This window comes from Bacteroidota bacterium (genome assembly GCA_023957335.1).
Taxonomy (GTDB): domain Bacteria; phylum Bacteroidota; class Bacteroidia; order NS11-12g; family UBA955; genus JALOAG01.
In genome coordinates, this window is the sequence record JAMLHC010000001.1 from 722,794 (window position 1) to 743,255 (window position 20,462).

A 20,462-nucleotide genomic window follows, 5' to 3' on the forward strand; every position below is an offset into this window, starting at 1 on the left:
GTGTGGTTTATCTTTACTTTTGAACTTTGAAGAGCAAAGGTAACCATATTTTATTTATGAAAACATCAACCGTTATATATAAAGGAGATTTGAGGTGTCAACTTACACACGAAAGATCAGCACAGAGTTTTATTACAGACGCACCACCTGATAATCAAGGGAAAGGTGAGGCATTTTCACCAACAGACTTACTATCTACTTCACTTGCCGCTTGTATGTTTACAATCATGGGGATTTATGCACGCAATAAAGGTATTTCCATTGAAGGAAGTGAAGCGATTGTTACAAAGAGGATGTCAGCAGAGGCACCTCGAAGAGTAGCCGGCATTGAAATCGAATTTACCATCAAACTCAAAGGCGGTGATGCACACACACAAGAAGCCCTGATAAGAAGCGCCAAAACTTGCCCGGTTGCGCTGAGCCTGTCGCCCGAAATTGAGCAAAAGATTAACTTTACATTTGTTTAATTAAGCAACTCTTGCTCCGCCATTGTATTCTATATATATTCACGCATCTCCTACTCTTACTAGGATTTGACCTATATTCGCAAGAAATCAAAATTGAGTTCAAAACAGATAACCCTCAGGTTACGCTTCAGCCAACTTATACAAATGAAAATGGTGTAACATTTTTTCTTGTGGACATTAAAGATAGTTTGAATAAATTGGGCTATCTGGAAGCCGGAGTGGACAGCATCAATAAAGAGGAAGCAAGGTGGTTAGTTTATTTCCATATTGGTAACAGAATCGAAAAAGTTCGTTTGATAGCGGACAACGAAATTGTTCAAATTTTAGAAAGTTTTGGAACAAAAACGAGTTTTTTAAATGAGAGCACATATACCACAGAGAACATCCTGTTCTTCTTTGACAAAATTACATCCTATTGGGAGAATCGGGGTTTCCCTTTTGTTTCAACCAGGCTTAATATTATTGATATTGAAAAAAACATTATTTCAGCCAAAATTATAGTGGACAAAGGGATGATGATTTATTTTGACTCCATAAACATCTCAGGTGATGCGAGAGTGTCTGCAAAATTTATTTCTGCGCTGACTCGAATCAAGCCCGGCAAACCCTATAATGAAAGTTTAGTTAAGGAACTGGATAAATTAATCCGCACACTGCCATTTGTAAAGCAAACACAAGCAAGCTCTATTATTTTTATTGGCAATAAGGCAAAACCCATGCTTTATTTGGAACACAAGAATAATGACTTTGTTGATGGTATCATTGGATTTGCCCCACCTGCTTCGGGAGGAACAACACGCAATCAAAAGTTGCTGATTACCGGAGAAATGAGAATCAAATTAGGCAATATGTTTCGAGGAGGGCAAAACTTAGACATCAATTTGCGCTTTTTCAATGAGCGTTCTCAGGAATTTCAACTCAAAACTGAGTTTCCCTATATTTTCGGTAGCAATATAGGAGTGGAGTTAGGAGGTAGTGGGCTGAAATTCGACACCTTATTTTCGCAAATACAAGGGAGAATCGGCTTTGTATATGCACTGAATGGCAAAGACAAGCTAAAATTCTTCTTTGAAAATCAAGGAACATCGCTCATATCAGTAGATACCAATCAGATTAAATCAATCCGGAAAATTCCAGAAAATCAATCTATGGCTATCCGAAACTATGGAATAGAGGCTACAAGCAACAGATTAGACTATAATTTTAATCCGAGAAAAGGATATAAAATAGAGGGTAGTTTCTTAGTGGGCACCAAATCCATCCGCAGAGACAACCGTATTAACTCATTGTCAATCAAAGCGCAAAATGGAGAGTATTACAATATTTACGATTCTATGCAGTTAAACTCATTGCATTATCGTTATCATTTTAATCTTGAGAAATATATAAAAATCGGCAGTTTGGGCACTTTTAAAACTGCCTTTCGCGGGGAAGGAATATTTTCCCAAACCATCTATTTTAATGAGTTAATACGTTTTGGCGGAGTGTATTCATTGAGAGGGTTCAACGAACAATCTCTTTTTGCAACAAACTATACGATGATGACAATAGAATACAGATATTTGCTGAGTCAAAACGCCAATTTATTTGCATTTTGGAATGGAGCATATTATGAGGATAAAAGCATTGCAAGGACAACGACAAAATCGGACTATCCATTCGGATTTGGCTTTGGGGCAAATTTGGACACAGGAGTTGGTATTCTTACATTGGCTTATGCCTTGGGCAGAGAAAACAACAATCCTATTCGGTTTCAGGCAGGTAAATTTCATTTTGGACTTATTGGTCTTTTCTAATATAAAATGAAAATAAAACAATGGCTCTTTATTCTGCTTAGCTTGATTTGCGTTTTGCCTTCAAAAGCACAAACAGACAGCCTTCATTCCAATATCATTATACAAGAAAATACAGATTCAATTGCGCTGGTTGCTGACAGCCTAAACATACAACCCATCACAAAACACAAACCGGTTATAAATAAAGATTCCATTCGAAATTGGAATACCGTTGATTCTGTTCGCATAAAAAATCCTTATTATTTCCATTCAACAACCAAACCCAATAGCACCCATCCCATCCCCAACACAGCACCCACCAACTACTCCTATTACTATTTACTATTCTTTCTTTTCGTGATAAGTATTATTCTATATTCGAGGATTGTACCCTATAAATTCAGATTAGAAAACAGCGCCTTTGTCAGTCGGGCAAGCATGTCAGAGATTCTGGCAAACAATTATGAGTGGTTAGATATTAATAAAGTCTTTACATTTTTCATCAGCTCACTTTTTTTTGCTCTCTTTATTATCGGCCCTTTACTCAACCAATATACCGTTATGCAATACTCGTATATAGTAGTATTCATAAGCTGTGTACTTTTCGTTTTAATATTCCTTCTTCTCAGTATTTTTCAAATCATCATTTCACATACGCTTGATTTCATTGAAATCATGTTCACATTTTCACGGACATCTCTCAATACCATATATATTCTCTCTTTAGTAGGCTTCCCTTGTGCTATCATTTCATTGTCACTTCTAAGAATAAATTTGTTTGAACAACATACTACTGTCGTGGCAATAATAGTAAGTCTCTATTTAATCAGAACCATCAAATCTTTATTCGCATGTTTGAGATTTGAACAACGGCAAATAATCTATTTAATTATTTATCTTTGCACCCTTGAAATTCCCATGCTGTTAATCAGCATAAAATGGATTAATAACAACATATAGATATGAGCGAAAACCCGTTGAAAGTAAAGACTATCTTGATTTCTCAACCTAAGCCGGAGAGTGATAAGACTATATATGATGATTTGATTACCAAATACAAAGTAAAAGTTGATTATCGTCCATTTATCCAAATTGACCCGGTCCCTGCAAAAGAATTAAGAAAAAAAAGTATCTCAATTCTTGACCATTCCGCTGTGATTTTGACAGCCAAAAACGGTGTTGACCATTTCTTCCGCATGTGCGATGAAATGAGGGTTAATCTACCCATCGAATTTAAGTATTTCTGCACCAATGAAGCCATTGCTAACTACATACAACACTATACAATGATGAGAAAGAGAAAGGTATTTTTCCCTAAGAAAAAAGGCGAAAATTTCTTTCTCAAATTATTAAACACTCATAAAAAAGAGAAGTTCCTATTTGCTTGTTCGGATATTCGCAAACCTACCATCCCTGAATATATGACAAAACAGGGCATTCAATTTACGGAAGCCATTATGTATTATACGGTTTCTGCGGATTTGTCAGACTTGGAAAACGTATTTTATGATATCATTGTGTTTTTTAGTCCTGCAGATATTAAGTCACTGTATGATAATTTTCCCGGATTCAAACAGAACAACACACGCATAGCTGCATTCGGACAAACCACATTACAAGCAATAGAGGAAGCGGGATTGAACTGCCAAATTCCTGCACCCACACCGGAAGCACCGAGTATTGTGAAGGCAATTGAAAACTATATAGAAGCCTTTGGCAAATAGGCTTCACACCAAATAAACTTTCTTAATCCATCTTTGTCAAGATAGAAAAACAGGTGAGTTGTATCATCCGGTTTCAATCTAAATTTACTTTCAATTTCATTTGCTTTAATTGGAAATCCTCTGGCACCAACGGATGCTTTTGTGATTGCATTTGTTTTCAGAAATGTTTTCAATGATTTTTCACTATAAAAGTATTGTCCTCTCAATTTAAAAACCCTACCGGCAAATTCAGCAGGAATTGTACTTGCAGTATAATAAGGAATGGCTTTAGAAACGGATTTTAATTGCTTTTTGTTTGCATAAGCATCTGCACAACCTGATTTGATAATGGCTTTGTCCGGTTCAAAAAAGAATGAATCGCATTCGGGTACAAGTATAGACTGTGCAAGCCGGTCATTTTCTTCAAATTCAATTTTTATTGCATCCCCTTTGCTATCAATACACAAACAAATGATTGAAGTTGTTGTGTGTTGTACTTGACTATGCAGGCTGCTCACTTCTTTTACCTCATTGCGAAGTGAGATAACAAAAACCGTTTGCAGGCTTTTAAATGTCTTTTTTAAATAATCAATATCAATAAGTGGAGAATGTTTAACCCACAACAGAGTAGAGATATTCAGAATTTGATTTTCCAATAAAATAGGATTAGGAGATGAGTTTTCAAGCGTAAAATTTCGTGTTCCTCCCACCCTTCTATCCGGGTCTAACATTACAAGGTCAAAATGCTGTTGATTTTGAACTAAAAATTGCTCTGCGTTTGTATTATGAAGCACAATGTTACCGGAACAAACAAATTTTGAAAAATTATATGTAGCCATTTTAAACAATGCTTTATCCGGCTCAATATAATGCACGTTCATACCGGCCGCTGCGAATGCAATAGTTTCAGCCCCCAAGCCACCGGTCAAATCACAAACATTTCCATTCTTTGACAGCTTGATTAACTTCACTTTTTCTTTTGCTACATAAAAAGATGTACTCTGTTCAATAGCTTTCTCTGTATAAAAACAGCCTTTTTCATAAAAATCCGGATGTTTTTTTTCTGCTTTTTTTCTGCATTTTATCTGCATTGCGAGCCAAGCTCTCTCCTGCACAGGAATATCACTATTTTGCAAAACAAATTTATTAGCATCTGAATTACAAGAACTTATAATGTCAATATACCGGTCAAATTCTGTTATTGAAATTTCCTCAAAAAAATGCATTACCTTTGTCCCCCTAAAATTTTTAGCATAAATGAAAAAGACATTTTCAACACTCTTACTTGTAGCAACTGCAATTATAATGCTTTCTGCGTGTGCGTCAAGAAAAGATCATTGCCCCAAAGTACATGAGGCAAGCATGCAAAAACCGCATTTGAATCATGAATAAAATTATTTTTGACAAACCGGAACAACTCCAAGCATTAAAGTCAAAAAAAGGTTTCTCGCTCATCTTCAAACACAGTACACGTTGCCCCATCAGCAAAATGGCGCTCAATAGAGTCGAAACAGACTCAGATTTGAACAACACAAGTTTGGATTACTATTATTTAGACCTGCTAAAGAATAGAGAGCTATCCAATGCTATTACTGATATGTTTTCTGTTATACATCAATCTCCACAAGTTATTGTGGTCAAAGATGGGGCTTGTGTGATGACGGCTTCCCATTCCGGCATTGTAGCATCTAAGATTATTGAATCTCTCAGTCTTTAAAGAAGGAGAGTTCTTAATTCTGATAAGTCAGTGATTTCATTGACTTGTGGTTTCATCGCACTATCAATTTTATGGGGATTAAACCAAACTGCCTCCCAACCTGCACCAAGCGCGCCCATCACGTCTAACTCAAGACTGTCGCCAATCATAATTGCTTGGCTATTCCTCAGCCCTGCCCTATTAAGTGATAATTCGAATATTTCCTTTTCAGGTTTCTTGTACCCTACTTCTTCTGAAATAATAACATCTTTGAAATAGCTTGACAAACCTGCATATTCGAGTTTCTTTCGTTGAACCTCCATAAAACCATTGGTTATAATATATAATGGATAGTTTTTTGACAAAGATTCAAGTATTTCTCTTGCTCCCGGCATCAAATTCGTACGGGTTGGACATTGTGCAAGAAAATGATTCCACATTGAATCAGGTCTGTATTCGGGTGCAATATCCAAATCATCCATCGCAAGTCGGAAACGCCTCTCGCGTAATGTCTGTTTGTCAATCAACCTTTGGTCATATAAACTCCAGAGTGCTTGGCTGTGTTTGCGAAAAGATTGCACAAAATCACTTGGCAAAGAGTCAGTTAGTTTACCAAAATTAAATTCATGAAACAATTCAACTAAGGTTTCATTGGCATTTTGTTCAAAATCCCACAACGTTCTGTCTAAGTCAAAAAAAATCGCTTTTACTTTACCTTGCAACATTTATTTGCTTGCAAAGCTACACAAGGAATTGCTATAAACATAAATCTAAAAACTGGCATCGATTTTTATTTTTAATAAAATATAGATATGGCAAAGTTTTTGATTTTACTTTGCATAAACTTATAAGACATGAAAATACTATTTACATTCATTATTGGTTTGTTCTCATTTCTTTCGCCTGATGAGCCGCTACCCACGGAGATGAACGGAGCCATAGAAAACATTTCTGATGCTTTCAAAAATGGCGATGCTCAAAAGTTAAGTGACTTTTTTGCATCCAGCATCGAAATCACTACTCCTACAGGCGAGGGGATGTATAGCAAAGCACAAGCCAAACAGATTATGCAAAAGTTTTTTAGTCAGAACAAAGCCGTAAACAATCAAATCATTCACAACGGCACCTCAAATACCGGTTCTAAGTTTGTTGTTTTCTCTTACAAAACAGACAAAGAAGAGTTCAGAATAACCGTTTTTCTCAAACAGATAGAATCTGATTTCCAAATTCAAGAAATCGAAATAGCCAAACAACTATGACCTTTGATAAGCTATGGAAGCATCCACAGGTCATCAGGCTCGTTGAACTCGGCTTACAAGAAGATTTTGGACAAACCCCTCACTCTTCACTCACAGCCATACCCAAAGGAACCAAAGGTGTAGCACAGATGATTGCCAAAAGCGATGGCATAGTTGCAGGCTTACCTTTAGCCAACACCATTTTTCAGCAAATAAATCCGAGCATTGAGGTAGAACAACTTGTTTCTGAAGGACAAAAAGTAATACGCGGAACCATTTTAATGAAAATTCAAGGCGAGTCCACGGATATTTTATCCGGAGAGCGTCTTATTCTCAATTTTATTCAAAGACTGAGCGGAATTGCCACAGTTGCCAACCATTATGCTGAACTTGCAAAACCTTATGGAGTGAAGATTTTGGACACTCGCAAAACCACTCCCGGAATGAGATTACTTGAAAAATATGCCGTAAAAGCAGGTGGGGCAGAAAATCACAGAATCGGATTGTTTGACATGATTATGCTCAAAGATAATCACATAGATTTTTGCGGAAGTATTACTCAAGCCATACATAAAACATTGGATTACCTGAAACAAAACAAGCTTCAACTAAAAATAGAAATAGAAACACGTAATTTGGATGAAGTAAAAGAAGCGTGCGCTGTTGGAAATATACATAGAATCATGCTTGACAATTTTAGCCCATCCCAAATTATTGAAGCACTCAAAATTATAGATAAGAGATTTGAAACAGAAGCTTCCGGAGGTATAACAGATGAACATCTGCTTGAATATCTCAAAACAGGAGTGGATTATATTTCGGTTGGGGCACTTACTCACTCTGTTAAAAGCATGGATATCAGTCTCAAAACAATTATTCAAAAATAATCTTGCTTTTCTCATTATAGAAACTAATTTTGTGGAACTTTATAAACAATAAGAGTTATGAAAAAAGTATTATTACTTATGATTCCTGCCCTTTTGATAGGCTTTGCAGGATGTAAAAAAGACAAAAAAGGTGATAGCAGCAATGGAAGTGGAACACCCACAGAAACAAAACCGGTTCAAAATGTGATGATGTTTTATTTTGGCGGTACTTGGTGTGGACCCTGTGGAGCCTATGGCAAACCTACCGTTCAAGCTGCAAAAAAATTGAATGACAGAGTACATGTTATCTCATGTCAGGTTAATGGTGCCGGTGGTGCCGTTGATCCATTTAACAACCAATCTGCCAATGGTCTTGCAGGTGTTTTTGGTGTAAGTGGCGTACCTACTTTATATATTGCTGATGGCATCGGAGGAATTACAGCTATTGGCGGGGGAACAAGTATGCAAAGTGCTGCAACCACTAAAATCAACGAGATTCTTGCTAAAACAAACCCTGCAGTATATGCAAAACCAAAAGTAAAAGTAAGCGGAACCAATGTAACCGTTGATATTGATGCCAAATTCTATGAAGACTTTGCAAACGAATACAGATTCGCAGTATATATCACTGAGAGCAGATTGTCAGCTACTCAATACCAAGATGGTAGAACAGAAGACAAAAACATGCATGATGATGTTTTGAGACTTACCCTAACTACCGACCCCGTTGGTGAAGTGATTGCATCTTCTGTTAAAAATGGCGATAAAATCTCTAAATCTTATACAGGCACCATAGATCCAAGTTGGAAAAAAGAGAACCTAAAAGCAGTTGTTGTTTTCTGGCGCAAAACCGGTGACAAACAAGTTACTTTTGTAAATGGTGAATACACAAAATTCTAAACTAATCATTTTATAAAACATAAAAGCCACTTTCCAAGAGTGGCTTTTATGTTTACAAATACACAATGAAAAAAACATTAATCATATTATCAATCATACTTAGCTCAATCTCATTTGCATCTGCACAAGAGGTTTATAGCTCAACCGACACCGTACGAATTCAAGGTCCAAACAAAGCAAATGACGATGATTTTGCTGATTTGGAACATGGATTTGTATTCAAAAATATCAATGCAATAACCCATTCGTTTAGATGGGTTAGGACTGTCAACAACCTGCCTTCCGCTGAATGGGAAAGTGCTGTTTGCGACATCAACCTCTGCTACCCTTCTGCTGTAGATAGCGCTGATTTTGAGATGGAGACAGGCGATAGCGGAATTTTCTACCCTCATTTCTATCCGGGCAAAGGAGTTGGAAATGCAGAAATGGTAATCGAAATCTTTAACATCGATAACAGAAATCAAAAAGTTACTGTTCACGTTTTTGCTACTGCATGGGATGCATATAACTCTGTATTATCCTTGTCGAACAATAGTAATTTTAAGCTATATCCCAATCCTACCAACAATCATACAATTGTTCGCATAGAAGGTTCACAAGACGGTATATGCTCTTTGAAAAACATGGAAGGCAAAACCTTAATTTTACAAAATATTACACAAAGTGATAGAGAAATCAACACACAAGCATTACCGCAAGGAGTTTATATTGTTGAATGGAATGACGGTAAATACATCAGAACTCAAAAATTAATAATCAATTAAATAAAAATCAACATGAAGAAATCATTACTTTCATTAGGATTTGCATTGATGCTGAGCATGGGCTATGTTCAAGCACAATACTACTACACCTTCTATAATGATGGTCAAAATCCTAAAGGGCTAAACTCAGATGGAGAAAACCCTTATCCTGCTCATGGTGCCGGCTGGACAACAGTTTGGGACGGAGATGGAACCGCCACTCCGGCTTATTCTACTGTGCAGTCCATTCCATTCGCTTTTCAATTCAATGGCAATCCGGTTAGCAAGTATGCTATTGGCAACTTTGGCGCAGTTACATTTTCTGATACAGTACCTACGATACTTCCTTCAGGATTTAGCAATTTAACACTTCCAAGTGCTGACATTGCCGACAATTCGGTTTGTGTTCTTGGAATCAAGCCTAAATCATCTGCGGGTGGACAAACAACATACAAAAGTGCTGCATTAACGAGAACTTATGGCAATGCACCTAACCGTCAACATTGGATATTTTTCAATTTTTATGGCGAAACTAATATTCAGAACGGTTGGACATATTGGGCAATCGTGTTAGAAGAAACCACAAACAATATTTACATTGTGGATATGAAAACACTGTGTGTGAATGCAAGCAGTCAACTTTGTACTAATAACGTTAAGTTGAGTGCAGGAATTCAAATTAATTCTTCTACTGCCTATTCAGTTGCCGCTTCGCCAAATTTGGGAGCTAATCAAACTACACAAAACATATTTACTTCCGAAGATAACAGCTACTATCAATTTGCACATGGAACTTTAGCAGAAAACTCCACCAGAGTGAAGGAAGTAATTTTCAATCCATATAATATTAAATCGGCAGGACCATTTACTATAAAAGCAACTATTCAAAACCACGGCTTAAAAGTGTTGGCATCTGTGGATGCTTCATATAGAGTGAATGGAGGAAGTTGGACTACTGCAACCGTTAATACACCAAACGTGGCTGTCAACGGATATTACGAACTTTCTCACCCTATCCAATGGATTCCGGCTGCAGAAGGAACTTACGTTATTGACTTTCAGGTTAAAAAGCCAAATGGCGGTGACGACCCCATTGTTGATGACGACATGGCATCTATAACCATTCAAGTGCTGGATACATTTATCAACCGTAGAATTTTGATTGAAAGTTTTACTTCTTCGACATGCGGACCTTGTAATGCCGGTAACAGACAGATTATGTCAATCACCAATACTTTGCCTGAAGACAGATTTGTTTATTTAAAATATCAGTACAGTTTCCCTGGTACGGGCGACCCATACTATACAACCGAAAATGGCACACGAGGAGGATACTACGGTGGCGTTAATTCTATTCCTGCCACGATGATAGATGGAAACCCAAGATTTAACCCCGGAAGTGCTACCCTTCCCATGATTCAAAACTACATGAATACCCCGTCATTTGTGAGTATCGATGCCAATGCTTATATGGCATGGAAGGATAACTTCAATTTTGATATTAAAATAACTCCTTACAGCGATTTACCTGCGGGCATTAAACTTCATGTAGCTATTGTGGAGACCATCACCTATAAAAATATTAAAACTAATGGTGAAACAGAGTTTCATAATGTTTTGAAAAAATTTGCTTATGGGGCTGGCGGCAAAGTGCTCCCTGCTATTTCAAAAGGCACTATCCACAATGAACACGGGAACTATCAATTTCATGGAAATTACCGTTTACCTGCAAATGCTCAAGCAGGTAATATTATTAACTGGGCTACCGAACATTCTATTGAAAACCACTGGAATTTGGCTGTTATTGTATTCCTGCAAGACGATAATACCAAAGAGATACTTCAATCTCAATTTGCACGTGTTAATATGAAAACATCTGTTAATCAAACTGAACTACAACAATCTTTGATTATCTATCCTAACCCTGCGGATGATATGTTTATCATTAATTTTGATAAAGCAGACAATGCTGAGGTTATGGTTAGAAATATCCAAGGACAGGTTGTGAGTCAAAACAAGTTTAATTTCAATGGCGGTTCCAGCTCATATTTAGTGGATACCAAAGAGTTTGCAAATGGTGTATATACTGTAACAGTAACCTCAGATGGAGCCAGTGTTACTCAAAAAATAATCGTTAATCACTAATCATAAATTATTAATTTAAAAAAAGCCGCCTACGAGCGGCTTTTTTTGTTCATGGAAATATATAGCATCGTCAAATATTTTTTCAAACAATATTTGCGATAGCTTACCTTCGCACATAGATATTTAAACAATATAAAATTATGACAATAATTATTTTATTAGTGGTAGTTGGGATTTTGGTACTCTTTGTTATCAGTATCTACAACCGTCTTGTAAAACTAAAACTCCGCAGAGAAAATGCTTTTGCCGACATTGACGTTCAGCTAAAACAAAGACACGACCTGATTCCTCAACTTATCAATACTGTCAAGGGCTATATGAAACATGAAGAAGGTGTATTGACCAAAATTACTGATGCCCGTTCGCGTGCCATAAAAGCCGGCAGTATCAATGATAAAATAGCGGCAGAAAATGAACTCACACAAGCAATGAACGGATTGAACATTCAGGTCGAAGCCTATCCCGATCTCAAAGCCAACCAGAATTTTATGAATTTGCAAATGGAGATTTCGGATATTGAGAACAAATTAGCCGCAGTTAGAAGATTCTTCAACTCTGCTACACGAGAACTTAACACCGCCATTCAAGTGTTCCCAAACAACATATTAGCCGGGATGTTTGGGTTTACATCTCAACCTATGTTTGATGTAGGTGAAGAAAACAGAGCAACTTTAGATAAAGCTCCTGAAATCAGTTTCTAAGGTTCGTGTTATGGCTGCTTATGTAGGTATTCAATCTCAAATTTCGAGAAACAACCGAATGTCGGTCTTGTATCTGATTGCATTTCCTATACTCATTTTGATACCAATTTGGGGAACCATATATTACTACCTCGCTTTTGAGCAGAGATATGCTGATAAACTTGCTGCTTTGTACGAAACAAACAGAGAATTCTTAATCATTCTTCCCTTCGTTTTACTTGCAATAGCAATATGGTTTTTGATAGCTTACTTTGGCAATACCGCTATCATTAATGCAGGAACCGGTGCACAAAGTTTGAGCAGAAAAGAAAACCCAAGAGTGTATAACCTTACAGAAAACCTTTGTATGAGTGTAGGAATGCAGATGCCAAAGTTGCAAATGATTGACAGCCCAGCTCTTAATGCTTTTGCCAGTGGTATCAACGAGAGAACCTACACCGTAACACTCACCAAAGGTATTATGGACACTTTAGACGACAAAGAATTGGAGGGAGTAATAGCGCACGAACTTTCTCATATCAGAAACCGCGATGTACGTTTGTTAATTATTTCCATTGTTTTTGTGGGAATATTGGCTGTACTTGCAAGAGTGATTTTACGAAATATAATGTATGGTACAGGGAGAAGAAGGAATAAAGATGATGGCAAAGGCGGTGGAGGTGCTGTCATTATTGTAGCATTATTACTTGTGCTATTAGCCTATTTTTTCTCAATGCTTTTCAAATTCGGATTGTCACGCAAGAGAGAATATATGGCGGATGCCGGTGCTGCCGACATGACGAAAAACCCTTTTGCATTAGCATCTGCTCTAAGAAAGATTTCGGGCAATAACAACCTTGAGTCTGTGAATAGTGAAATGAAACAGCTTTTTATAGCGAATAATGTGCAAGACAACTCATTCTCAATGGGATTGAAGAATCTGTTTGCGACACACCCACCCATAGAAAAGAGAATTGAAGTATTAGAGAATTTTTAAAAGAATGTTGAAAATAGGTATAATAAAAGAATGGAAACAGCCGGCAGACAAAAGAGCTGTATTGACACCACATCAATGTAAGCAATTGATGATTGACCATCCTGAAATTATAGTCAAAGTAGAAAGTTCCAATGATCGAACTTTTGAAGATAAACAATACGGTGAATCCGGCATAGAAGTAACCAATGACATTTCTGATTGCGATATTTTGTTAGGAGTTAAAGAAGTACCTCCCGACAAATTGCTTCCAAACAAAACCTATTTCTTTTTTTCTCATACAATCAAAAAACAGCCTTATAATCAAAAACTCATGAGGGCATTGATTGATAAAAAAATACGCATGATTGACTTTGAAACTTTGACCGAATCCAATGGAAAGCGTATCATAGGTTTTGGCAATTTTGCAGGCAAAGTCGGGGCTTATAACGGACTGCTTACTTGGGGCAAGAAGTATAAAACCTTTAATCTAACCTCAGCACACAAAATTAACTCTTACAAAGGCATAGTTGAAGAAGCCAAAAACAAACTCAAAGGCAATATCCGCATTGTATTAACCGGCACCGGTAGAGTTGGCGGTGGTGCTTTAAAATTCTTGAACGATGTTGGTATTAAGGAGTTGGCATTTAAAGACTTTCTTACAACCAAACAAAAAGGAATCTACTTTACACATTTGGGTAGCAAGCATCTTTTTAGACGCAAAACAAATGGCGGGTTTAACAAAGAAGAGTTTCATTCACACCCAGACCAATATGAATCAGCCTTTGGAGCCTATATCCCAAAAACTGATTTGCTCATTAACGGAATTTTCTGGAACGAGCGTATTCCAAGACTTTTTGAGAAAACTGATATTGGCAATCAAGATTTCAAAATATCTGTTATAGCCGATGTGTCTTGTGATATAGAAGGTTCTGTTCCAATAACATACAAAGCTGTTGACATTTTCAATCCTGTCTTTGGAGTTGATAGAAAAAATTTTAGCGAAACAGAGGCATTTTTACCAGACACCATAGACATGATGACGGTAACCAATCTTCCAACCGAATTACCTAAGGATGCATCATTATATTTTGGGCGAACCTTTATTCAACGCATTATTCCTGAAATACTCAAGGCAGAAAAAAGTGAAACACTTGACAGAGCCACAATTTGCAATAAAGGAAAATTAAATAAAAAATATGAATACCTGAAAGATTATGCAGGGTTATAATTTAATACCCAAGACTGTTTAATTGCTTTGAGTCTCATCGAAAAGTTTTAAGAAACGCATACAAAACTCTTCTTAAAACCAATTACAATCACTACTTTTGCACCCCTTTTATGAAAGCCCTCAGAAACATTGCAATTATTGCACACGTTGACCATGGTAAAACTACTTTGGTTGACAAAATCTTACACCAAACACTCATTTTCAGAAAAGATGAAGAAAAAGGTAATTTGATTCTTGACAACAATGACCTTGAGCGCGAACGCGGTATCACCATCTTTTCAAAAAATGTAGCAGTAGAATACAAAGGTTTTAAAATCAATGTTATAGACACTCCCGGTCACGCGGATTTCGGTGGAGAAGTGGAACGTGTACTCAAAATGGCTGACGGTGTACTTCTGCTAGTGGATGCTTTTGAAGGACCTATGCCTCAAACTCGTTTTGTATTGAACAAAGCCTTAGAATTAGGACTCAAGCCAATAGTCATAGTCAACAAAGTGGACAAGCCTAATTGCACTCCTGACAGGGTGAATGATGCTGTATTTGATTTGATGTTTAACCTCAATGCTACTGAATGGCAATTAGATTATAAAACTGTCTATGGCTCTGCAAAACAAGGGTGGTACGGACCTGATTGGAAAACGCCAAGCAAAGACATAAGTTACTTGTTAGACACCATTCTGGAACAGATTCCTGAACCCAAAACAGAAAAAGGAGATTTGCAAATGCAAATTACATCATTGGACTATTCCAATTATTTAGGCAGGATTGCTGTTGGCAAAATTAAACGTGGAAGCATCAAAGAAAACCAACCCATTGCATTGATTAACAGAGAAGGTATAATCAAGAAAAGTAGAATAAAAGAATTATACACCTTTGAAGGATTAGGCAAGAAGAAAGTGGAACAAGTAGAAGCCGGTGATATTTGTGCAATAGTAGGACTTGAAGATTTCCAAATCGGAGATACCGTAGCAGACGCCAACAATCCCGAAGCATTATCCAACATCATGATTGACGAACCAACCATGAGTATGTTGTTTACAATTAACAACTCTCCATTCTTTGGCAAAGACGGCAAATACGTTACCAGCAGACATTTGCGCGACCGATTGATGAAAGAAACAGAAAAGAATCTTGCACTCAAAGTAATGGATACAGAGAGTCCTGACAGTTTATTGGTTTTTGGACGGGGTATTTTGCACTTATCGGTTTTGATTGAAACAATGCGTAGAGAAAGCTATGAAATCCAAGTAGGACAACCCAAAGTAATAACTAAAGAAATTGACGGAGTAAAACATGAACCTATTGAGACTTTAGTGGTGGATGTACCTGAGCACCTATCCGGCAAAATAGTAGAGTTAGCAACACAACGTAAAGGCGAGATGTTAGTGATGGAACCACGTGGTGACATGCAACATTTAGAATTTGTTATTCCGTCTCGCGGACTCATCGGGCTGAGAAGTCAAATGTTAACTGCTTCACAAGGTGAGGCTATTATGACACATCGTTTTTCTGAATATCAACCATGGAAGGGTAACATCCCGGGAAGACAGAACGGTTCTCTTGTGAGCATGGAAACCGGCCCGGCAACATCTTACTCCATCGACAAATTGCTCGATAGAGGAATTTTCTTTGTGGAATCAGGAGAAGAAATTTATGAAGGACAAATTGTTGGCGAAAACTCTCGTCAAGATGATATTGTAGTCAATATAGTTAAAGCAAAACAGTTAACCAACTTCCGTGCAGCCGGCAAAGACGATGCTGCAAACAAAACACCAAAAAGACAATTTTCTTTAGAAGAAGCATTGGAATATATCAAAGAGGACGAATTGGTGGAAATTACTCCAAAAGCAATCCGACTAAGAAAAATTTATCTGAAAGAACACGAGCGCAAACGCAATAAACAAGCAAACTAATGGGTAGTATGCATCAAGGATTTATTCCATTTTGCATATAACTTATCTTTCTTTTATACTTTTGTAAGCCGATTTTAATATCAAAATCATGATTAAGAAAATTTTAAAAATTTCAGGAATTGTTATTCTTGTTTTTGTTCTGTTTTTGCTGCTTGCGCCCTTTATTTTCAAAGGAAAGATAATACGCAAGATAAAAGAAGTTGCGAATGAGAATGTGCAGGCAACCATTGATTTCAACGAAGATATTTCATTGTCTTTGATTCGTAGTTTTCCTAATTTCTCATTAGGTTTAAAAGACGTATCTGTAATAGGAAAAAATGACTTTGAAGGAGACACTCTTTTTTATGCAGAAAATCTAAAAACAATCATTGATATAAAATCAGTCATTGGAGGCGATAAGTTAAACCTCAAAAAAATTACAATTGACAAACCCGTTGTTAATCTTTTGATTAACAAAGACGGCAAAGCTAATTGGGATATAGTTACGGAAGATTCAACCCAAACCAAAGAAGAAGAAGCAGAGTCTGATTTTTCTATGGAAATCAAAGCGCTTGATATCAACGGTGGTAAAGTTTTCTATTATGACAAAGAACTTGATTTTTCACTGTTACTCAATGGATTCGACCATCATTTGGAAGGTGATTTTTCACTCGATAATTTCCTGATGAAAACCAAATCTGAAGTACAACAGATTACCATGACCTACGAAGGTGTGCCTTTCTTAAACAAAGTTCATTCAAATATCTTGGCAGATTTAAACATGGATTTAAAAAATTTCAAATTTGAATTTGCACAAAACAGCATCACACTCAATGACCTTGAAACCAAGTTGAATGGATGGATTAAACTCAATGATAATGACATTGATTTTGACCTCACTTTTGGCGCATTAAAAAATGATTTCAAACACTTTATATCTCTGATTCCTGCAATATATTCCAAAGACTTTGCATCACTCAAAACGAGTGGAAAAATGGAATTTACCGGCTTTTTCAAAGGCAAAATGACCGATGACTTGATGCCCGGATATGGCATCAATCTATCAATTGACAACGGCTATTTCAAATATCCCGACTTCCCGGCAGCTTTAGAAAATGTGCAGGTGAAATTAAATGTAGAAAACAAAACCGGTCTGGACCCTGACTTTATACTGGATCTGTCAAAACTCAGTCTGTCAATGGAAAAGAATCCATTTGAACTCAAACTGTACTTGAAAAACATGGCAAACCCTCATGTAAACGGAGCCATGAAAGGGAAACTGGATTTGGCAAGTGTGTCACGACTTGTTCCATTGGATGATATGCAAATTTCCGGTTTACTCAATGCTGATATGTCATTCAAAGGATTAATTTCAAAGTTGGAAAGTGGCAGTTATGATGATATTGATGCTCAAGGCAGCATAGATATTAGTAACATGTTTTACAAAAGCAGTGATTTTCCAGAAGGTGTTAACCTTGACAAGTTCAATTTGAATTTTACACCTCAAGTAGTAAAAATGCCAGCATGTCAAGGCAAAATAGGCGTAACAGATTTCAATGCAAATGGTCAATTAAGTAACTTTTTTGCCTATGCACTTTCTGACGGAATTATTAAAGGCAATTTGAATTTTACTTCTAATTACTTCAATGCCAACCAATTTATGACGGATGACGAAACAGCCAATACCAGTACTCAGACCAAAGACACGTCATCGTTTGGCTCTATCGAAATCCCCGACAATATTGACTTCAACATGAATGTACTTGTCAAAAAACTCAAGTACGATAATATGGATATTGACAATCTCAAAGGCGATTTAACTGTAAAAGAAAGTAAGATTTTCTTCAAAGATGCAGGAATGCAGATGATAGGGGGCACTATGGTAATGAATGGAATTTTTGATGGTCAAAATCCCAAAATGCCTTTTACGGATATTGACTTGAAAATGACTCACTTTGACATTCCAAAAGCATTCGGATATTTTGATATGATTAAAAAATACGCTCCTTTTACTGAAAAGATGACAGGGTTATTTTCAATGTCCCTGGATATGAAATCCAATTTGGATGAAGGAATGAATTTGGTATATCCATCGCTCACAGGAAGTGGTACAATTAGTTTATCTAATGCAAGTTTATCTAATCTGAAAGTGATGAACATTCTTGCAGACCAACTGAAATTAGAAAAATTTCGTACGCTGGAACTAAAAGATCAAAAATTGACTTTCAGAATAGATAATGGTAAATTCCTGATGGATTCAATCATGGTTCCATTATGGCAAAACAGTAAACTCAAATTAGGCGGATATTCAACCATTGAACAAGGGTTGAACTACGTTGGCTTTATTAGTATTCCACGAAAAGACCTCGGGGTTGGAAACTCTGCTTTTGATAAATTATTAGGTGAGGCAAAAAAGAAAGGATTAAACCTTGAAGCAGATGAAATGATAAACATAGCTTTGAGTATTACCGGTGACTTTACTAAACCCATTGTTAAACTTGATTTACGCGAAACTGTGGAAGGATTAGGCAAGAACTTAGTTAATCAAGCAAAAGACCAAGTAAAACAAAAGGTTACTGAAAAAGTTGAGGATGTAAAAAAAGACATCACTCAAAAAGTCAATGATGCCAAAGAAGAGGCAAAAAAGAAAGCACAAGCAGAAGCAGATAAGATTATAGAAACGGCACAAGCACAATGTGATAAAATCAATGCTGAGGCAAAAAAGCAAGCAGATATAATAAGAAAAGAAGGCAAAGATGCTGCCCAAAAAATCAGAGATGAAGCAGACAGACAAGCAAAAGATTTAATTAATAAATCTACCAATCCAATACAAAAAGTTGCTGCTGAGAAAGGTGCTGAAAAAATTCGAAAGGAAGCTAATAGTAAAGCCACAGCATTAGAAAACGAAGCTAACAAAAAAGCAGATGATATAGAAAAAGCCGCAAAAGACAGAACTGACAAAATAATGCAAGATGCGAGACGGAAAGCGGACGAAACTATCAATAAAATCTAAGAAGTTCCGAATTGCAAAATTTTATTTAGAATGATTCTATCATTTTTTGTACCTTTGCAGTTGCATTTTAAAAGAAACAAATCATGGCATATTCAGATAAAGTTATAGATCATTACACAAATCCAAGAAACATAGGCACTTTGGACAAAAATTCAACTTCAGTAGGTACGGGATTGGTTGGTGCTCCTGAGTGTGGTGACGTAATGAGACTTCAAATTCAGGTTGATGAAGCAACCGGCATTATCCAAGATGCAAAATTCAAAACATTTGGTTGCGGTTCTGCTATTGCATCTTCATCTTTGGCAACAGAATGGCTTAAAGGCAGAACTGTGGATGAAGCATTGCAAATAGACAATATGGATATTGTAGAAGAACTCTCACTCCCCCCTGTGAAAATACACTGTTCTGTACTTGCAGAAGATGCAATTAAAGGGGCTGTAAACGATTATAGGGTAAAACACGGCTTGGAACCGGTTGAAGGCAAAAAACGTATTCATTAAAATAAAATTTATGACCGATACAGGTAATATTACAATATCAGAAAAAGCTGCAGTTAAGGTTCTGGAACTGATGAAAGAAGGCAAACTCGACAGCAGTTACTTTGTTCGTGTGTCAGTGAAAGGCGGAGGATGTTCCGGTTTAACTTACAACATGGATTTTGATAACGAAAAGAAAGATGGAGATCAGGTTTTTTTATCAAACGGACTTAATGTAGTATGCGACCTAAAGAGTTTTCTCTACCTTGCTGGAACTGAGTTGGACTTTAGTGATGGTTTAAATGGAAAAGGGTTTAATTTTATCAACCCGAATGCAACCAGAAGTTGTGGTTGTGGCGAGAGTTTCGCAGTCTAAGCACTGACTTCTCCTATCTCCTTATTTACTTTTCTTTAAATATTATCATCACAACATTGATTGTTATGAAAGGCATTATGCTGAATCTTTCGTACATTCAACATATTTATATTCTGTACCATCCAATTTTAACATATAGCAGCTTCAAACAAGCTCCGGTGCATTAAAACATAATATAAGACTCAACCCAAGGTAATTTCATTACTTGATTCCAAAGAGTGAATCCAATGAATTTGTTTAGTTGTTCTATTAAATAATTAAAACAAAAAGGGTTGGTGTGAAATACAC

At 36.7% G+C, this 20,462-nt stretch carries 19 protein-coding genes; 17 read left to right on the top strand and 2 right to left on the bottom strand.

The features are described 5' to 3' along the window. Window positions 1-56: 56 nt before the first annotated feature. The 4 genes from M9892_03050 to M9892_03065 are packed head-to-tail and all read left to right on the top strand — an operon-like array spanning window position 57 to window position 3,966. Entirely contained in the window at window positions 57-467 is a 411-nt protein-coding gene (locus tag M9892_03050) for an OsmC family protein (protein ID MCO5253325.1), read from the top strand. An 11-nt stretch (window positions 468-478) separates the two neighbouring features. Next, window positions 479-2,263, top strand: a complete 1,785-nt coding sequence (locus M9892_03055; protein ID MCO5253326.1) for a hypothetical protein — start codon at window positions 479-481, stop codon at window positions 2,261-2,263. A 6-nt stretch (window positions 2,264-2,269) separates the two neighbouring features. Continuing rightward, complete coding sequence (locus M9892_03060; GenBank protein ID MCO5253327.1) at window positions 2,270-3,202, top strand: hypothetical protein; 933 nt, start codon at window positions 2,270-2,272, stop codon at window positions 3,200-3,202. A gap of 2 nt (window positions 3,203-3,204) precedes the next feature. Then, on the top strand, window positions 3,205-3,966 hold the full coding sequence (locus M9892_03065; protein MCO5253328.1) for a uroporphyrinogen-III synthase: 762 nt from the start codon (window positions 3,205-3,207) through the stop codon (window positions 3,964-3,966). On the opposite strand, the gene M9892_03070 is transcribed toward M9892_03065, so the two are convergent. After that, on the bottom strand, window positions 3,942-5,081 hold the full coding sequence (locus M9892_03070; GenBank protein ID MCO5253329.1) for a class I SAM-dependent methyltransferase: 1,140 nt from the start codon (window positions 5,079-5,081) through the stop codon (window positions 3,942-3,944). The genes M9892_03065 and M9892_03070 overlap by 25 nt on opposite strands. A 248-nt stretch (window positions 5,082-5,329) precedes the next feature. On the opposite strand from M9892_03070, the gene ytxJ reads away from it, so the two are divergent. Continuing rightward, window positions 5,330-5,662, top strand: a complete 333-nt coding sequence (gene ytxJ, locus M9892_03075; GenBank protein ID MCO5253330.1) for a bacillithiol system redox-active protein YtxJ — start codon at window positions 5,330-5,332, stop codon at window positions 5,660-5,662. Here the strand turns inward: ytxJ and M9892_03080 are convergent. Continuing rightward, window positions 5,659-6,366 carry a YjjG family noncanonical pyrimidine nucleotidase gene (locus M9892_03080; protein ID MCO5253331.1) on the bottom strand — a complete coding sequence of 236 codons (708 nt, stop codon included), beginning with the start codon at window positions 6,364-6,366 and terminating at the stop codon, window positions 5,659-5,661. The genes ytxJ and M9892_03080 overlap by 4 nt on opposite strands. Before the next feature lie 129 nt (window positions 6,367-6,495). On the opposite strand from M9892_03080, the gene M9892_03085 reads away from it, so the two are divergent. The 12 genes from M9892_03085 (at window position 6,496) to M9892_03140 (ending at window position 20,174) form a co-directional block, all read left to right on the top strand. Beyond that, on the top strand, window positions 6,496-6,900 hold the full coding sequence (locus M9892_03085; GenBank protein MCO5253332.1) for a DUF4783 domain-containing protein: 405 nt from the start codon (window positions 6,496-6,498) through the stop codon (window positions 6,898-6,900). Then, window positions 6,897-7,766 carry a carboxylating nicotinate-nucleotide diphosphorylase gene (gene nadC, locus M9892_03090; GenBank protein MCO5253333.1) on the top strand — a complete coding sequence of 290 codons (870 nt, stop codon included), beginning with the start codon at window positions 6,897-6,899 and terminating at the stop codon, window positions 7,764-7,766. The genes M9892_03085 and nadC overlap by 4 nt, the downstream gene beginning before the upstream one ends. A gap of 57 nt (window positions 7,767-7,823) precedes the next feature. Further along, complete coding sequence (locus M9892_03095) at window positions 7,824-8,645, top strand: Omp28-related outer membrane protein (GenBank protein ID MCO5253334.1); 822 nt, start codon at window positions 7,824-7,826, stop codon at window positions 8,643-8,645. Window positions 8,646-8,710: 65 nt separating this feature from the next. Next, window positions 8,711-9,409, top strand: coding sequence for a T9SS type A sorting domain-containing protein (locus M9892_03100; protein MCO5253335.1), 699 nt, complete (start codon window positions 8,711-8,713; stop codon window positions 9,407-9,409). 12 nt (window positions 9,410-9,421) lie between these two features. After that, window positions 9,422-11,533 carry a T9SS type A sorting domain-containing protein gene (locus M9892_03105; GenBank protein ID MCO5253336.1) on the top strand — a complete coding sequence of 704 codons (2,112 nt, stop codon included), beginning with the start codon at window positions 9,422-9,424 and terminating at the stop codon, window positions 11,531-11,533. Between the two features lie 140 nt (window positions 11,534-11,673). Then, a complete protein-coding gene (locus tag M9892_03110) occupies window positions 11,674-12,234 on the top strand; it encodes a LemA family protein (protein MCO5253337.1) in 561 nt (186 codons plus the stop codon). Window positions 12,235-12,244: 10 nt separating this feature from the next. Next, window positions 12,245-13,210 carry a M48 family metallopeptidase gene (locus M9892_03115; GenBank protein ID MCO5253338.1) on the top strand — a complete coding sequence of 322 codons (966 nt, stop codon included), beginning with the start codon at window positions 12,245-12,247 and terminating at the stop codon, window positions 13,208-13,210. Window positions 13,211-13,214: 4 nt separating this feature from the next. Then, window positions 13,215-14,417, top strand: a complete 1,203-nt coding sequence (locus M9892_03120; protein MCO5253339.1) for an NAD(P)-dependent oxidoreductase — start codon at window positions 13,215-13,217, stop codon at window positions 14,415-14,417. A 110-nt stretch (window positions 14,418-14,527) separates the two neighbouring features. Continuing rightward, complete coding sequence (typA, locus tag M9892_03125) at window positions 14,528-16,330, top strand: translational GTPase TypA (protein MCO5253340.1); 1,803 nt, start codon at window positions 14,528-14,530, stop codon at window positions 16,328-16,330. 88 nt (window positions 16,331-16,418) lie between these two features. Further along, window positions 16,419-19,322 (top strand): hypothetical protein, encoded by a 2,904-nt coding sequence (locus M9892_03130; GenBank protein ID MCO5253341.1) that lies wholly within the window; start codon window positions 16,419-16,421, stop codon window positions 19,320-19,322. 83 nt (window positions 19,323-19,405) lie between these two features. After that, entirely contained in the window at window positions 19,406-19,822 is a 417-nt protein-coding gene (iscU, locus tag M9892_03135; GenBank protein MCO5253342.1) for a Fe-S cluster assembly scaffold IscU, read from the top strand. A gap of 10 nt (window positions 19,823-19,832) precedes the next feature. Further along, window positions 19,833-20,174: an iron-sulfur cluster assembly accessory protein gene (locus tag M9892_03140; protein MCO5253343.1), complete on the top strand. Its 342-nt coding sequence runs from the start codon at window positions 19,833-19,835 to the stop codon at window positions 20,172-20,174. Window positions 20,175-20,462 lie beyond the last annotated feature (288 nt).

What these genes read in the sequence shown, in the direction of transcription:
- M9892_03105 (MCO5253336.1), top strand. Translation starts at nt 9,422, where the DNA reads ATGAAGAAATCATTACTTTCATTAGGATTTGCATTGATGCTGAGCATG.
- M9892_03095 (MCO5253334.1), top strand. Translation starts at nt 7,824, where the DNA reads ATGAAAAAAGTATTATTACTTATGATTCCTGCCCTTTTGATAGGCTTT.
- M9892_03100 (MCO5253335.1), top strand. Translation starts at nt 8,711, where the DNA reads ATGAAAAAAACATTAATCATATTATCAATCATACTTAGCTCAATCTCA.
- M9892_03050 (MCO5253325.1), top strand. Translation starts at nt 57, where the DNA reads ATGAAAACATCAACCGTTATATATAAAGGAGATTTGAGGTGTCAACTT.
- M9892_03060 (MCO5253327.1), top strand. Translation starts at nt 2,270, where the DNA reads ATGAAAATAAAACAATGGCTCTTTATTCTGCTTAGCTTGATTTGCGTT.
- M9892_03140 (MCO5253343.1), top strand. Translation starts at nt 19,833, where the DNA reads ATGACCGATACAGGTAATATTACAATATCAGAAAAAGCTGCAGTTAAG.
- M9892_03085 (MCO5253332.1), top strand. Translation starts at nt 6,496, where the DNA reads ATGAAAATACTATTTACATTCATTATTGGTTTGTTCTCATTTCTTTCG.
- M9892_03110 (MCO5253337.1), top strand. Translation starts at nt 11,674, where the DNA reads ATGACAATAATTATTTTATTAGTGGTAGTTGGGATTTTGGTACTCTTT.
- M9892_03065 (MCO5253328.1), top strand. Translation starts at nt 3,205, where the DNA reads ATGAGCGAAAACCCGTTGAAAGTAAAGACTATCTTGATTTCTCAACCT.
- M9892_03115 (MCO5253338.1), top strand. Translation starts at nt 12,245, where the DNA reads ATGGCTGCTTATGTAGGTATTCAATCTCAAATTTCGAGAAACAACCGA.
- M9892_03080 (MCO5253331.1), bottom strand. Translation starts at nt 6,366, where the DNA reads ATGTTGCAAGGTAAAGTAAAAGCGATTTTTTTTGACTTAGACAGAACG.
- typA (MCO5253340.1), top strand. Translation starts at nt 14,528, where the DNA reads ATGAAAGCCCTCAGAAACATTGCAATTATTGCACACGTTGACCATGGT.
- iscU (MCO5253342.1), top strand. Translation starts at nt 19,406, where the DNA reads ATGGCATATTCAGATAAAGTTATAGATCATTACACAAATCCAAGAAAC.
- M9892_03130 (MCO5253341.1), top strand. Translation starts at nt 16,419, where the DNA reads ATGATTAAGAAAATTTTAAAAATTTCAGGAATTGTTATTCTTGTTTTT.
- nadC (MCO5253333.1), top strand. Translation starts at nt 6,897, where the DNA reads ATGACCTTTGATAAGCTATGGAAGCATCCACAGGTCATCAGGCTCGTT.
- M9892_03120 (MCO5253339.1), top strand. Translation starts at nt 13,215, where the DNA reads ATGTTGAAAATAGGTATAATAAAAGAATGGAAACAGCCGGCAGACAAA.
- ytxJ (MCO5253330.1), top strand. Translation starts at nt 5,330, where the DNA reads ATGAATAAAATTATTTTTGACAAACCGGAACAACTCCAAGCATTAAAG.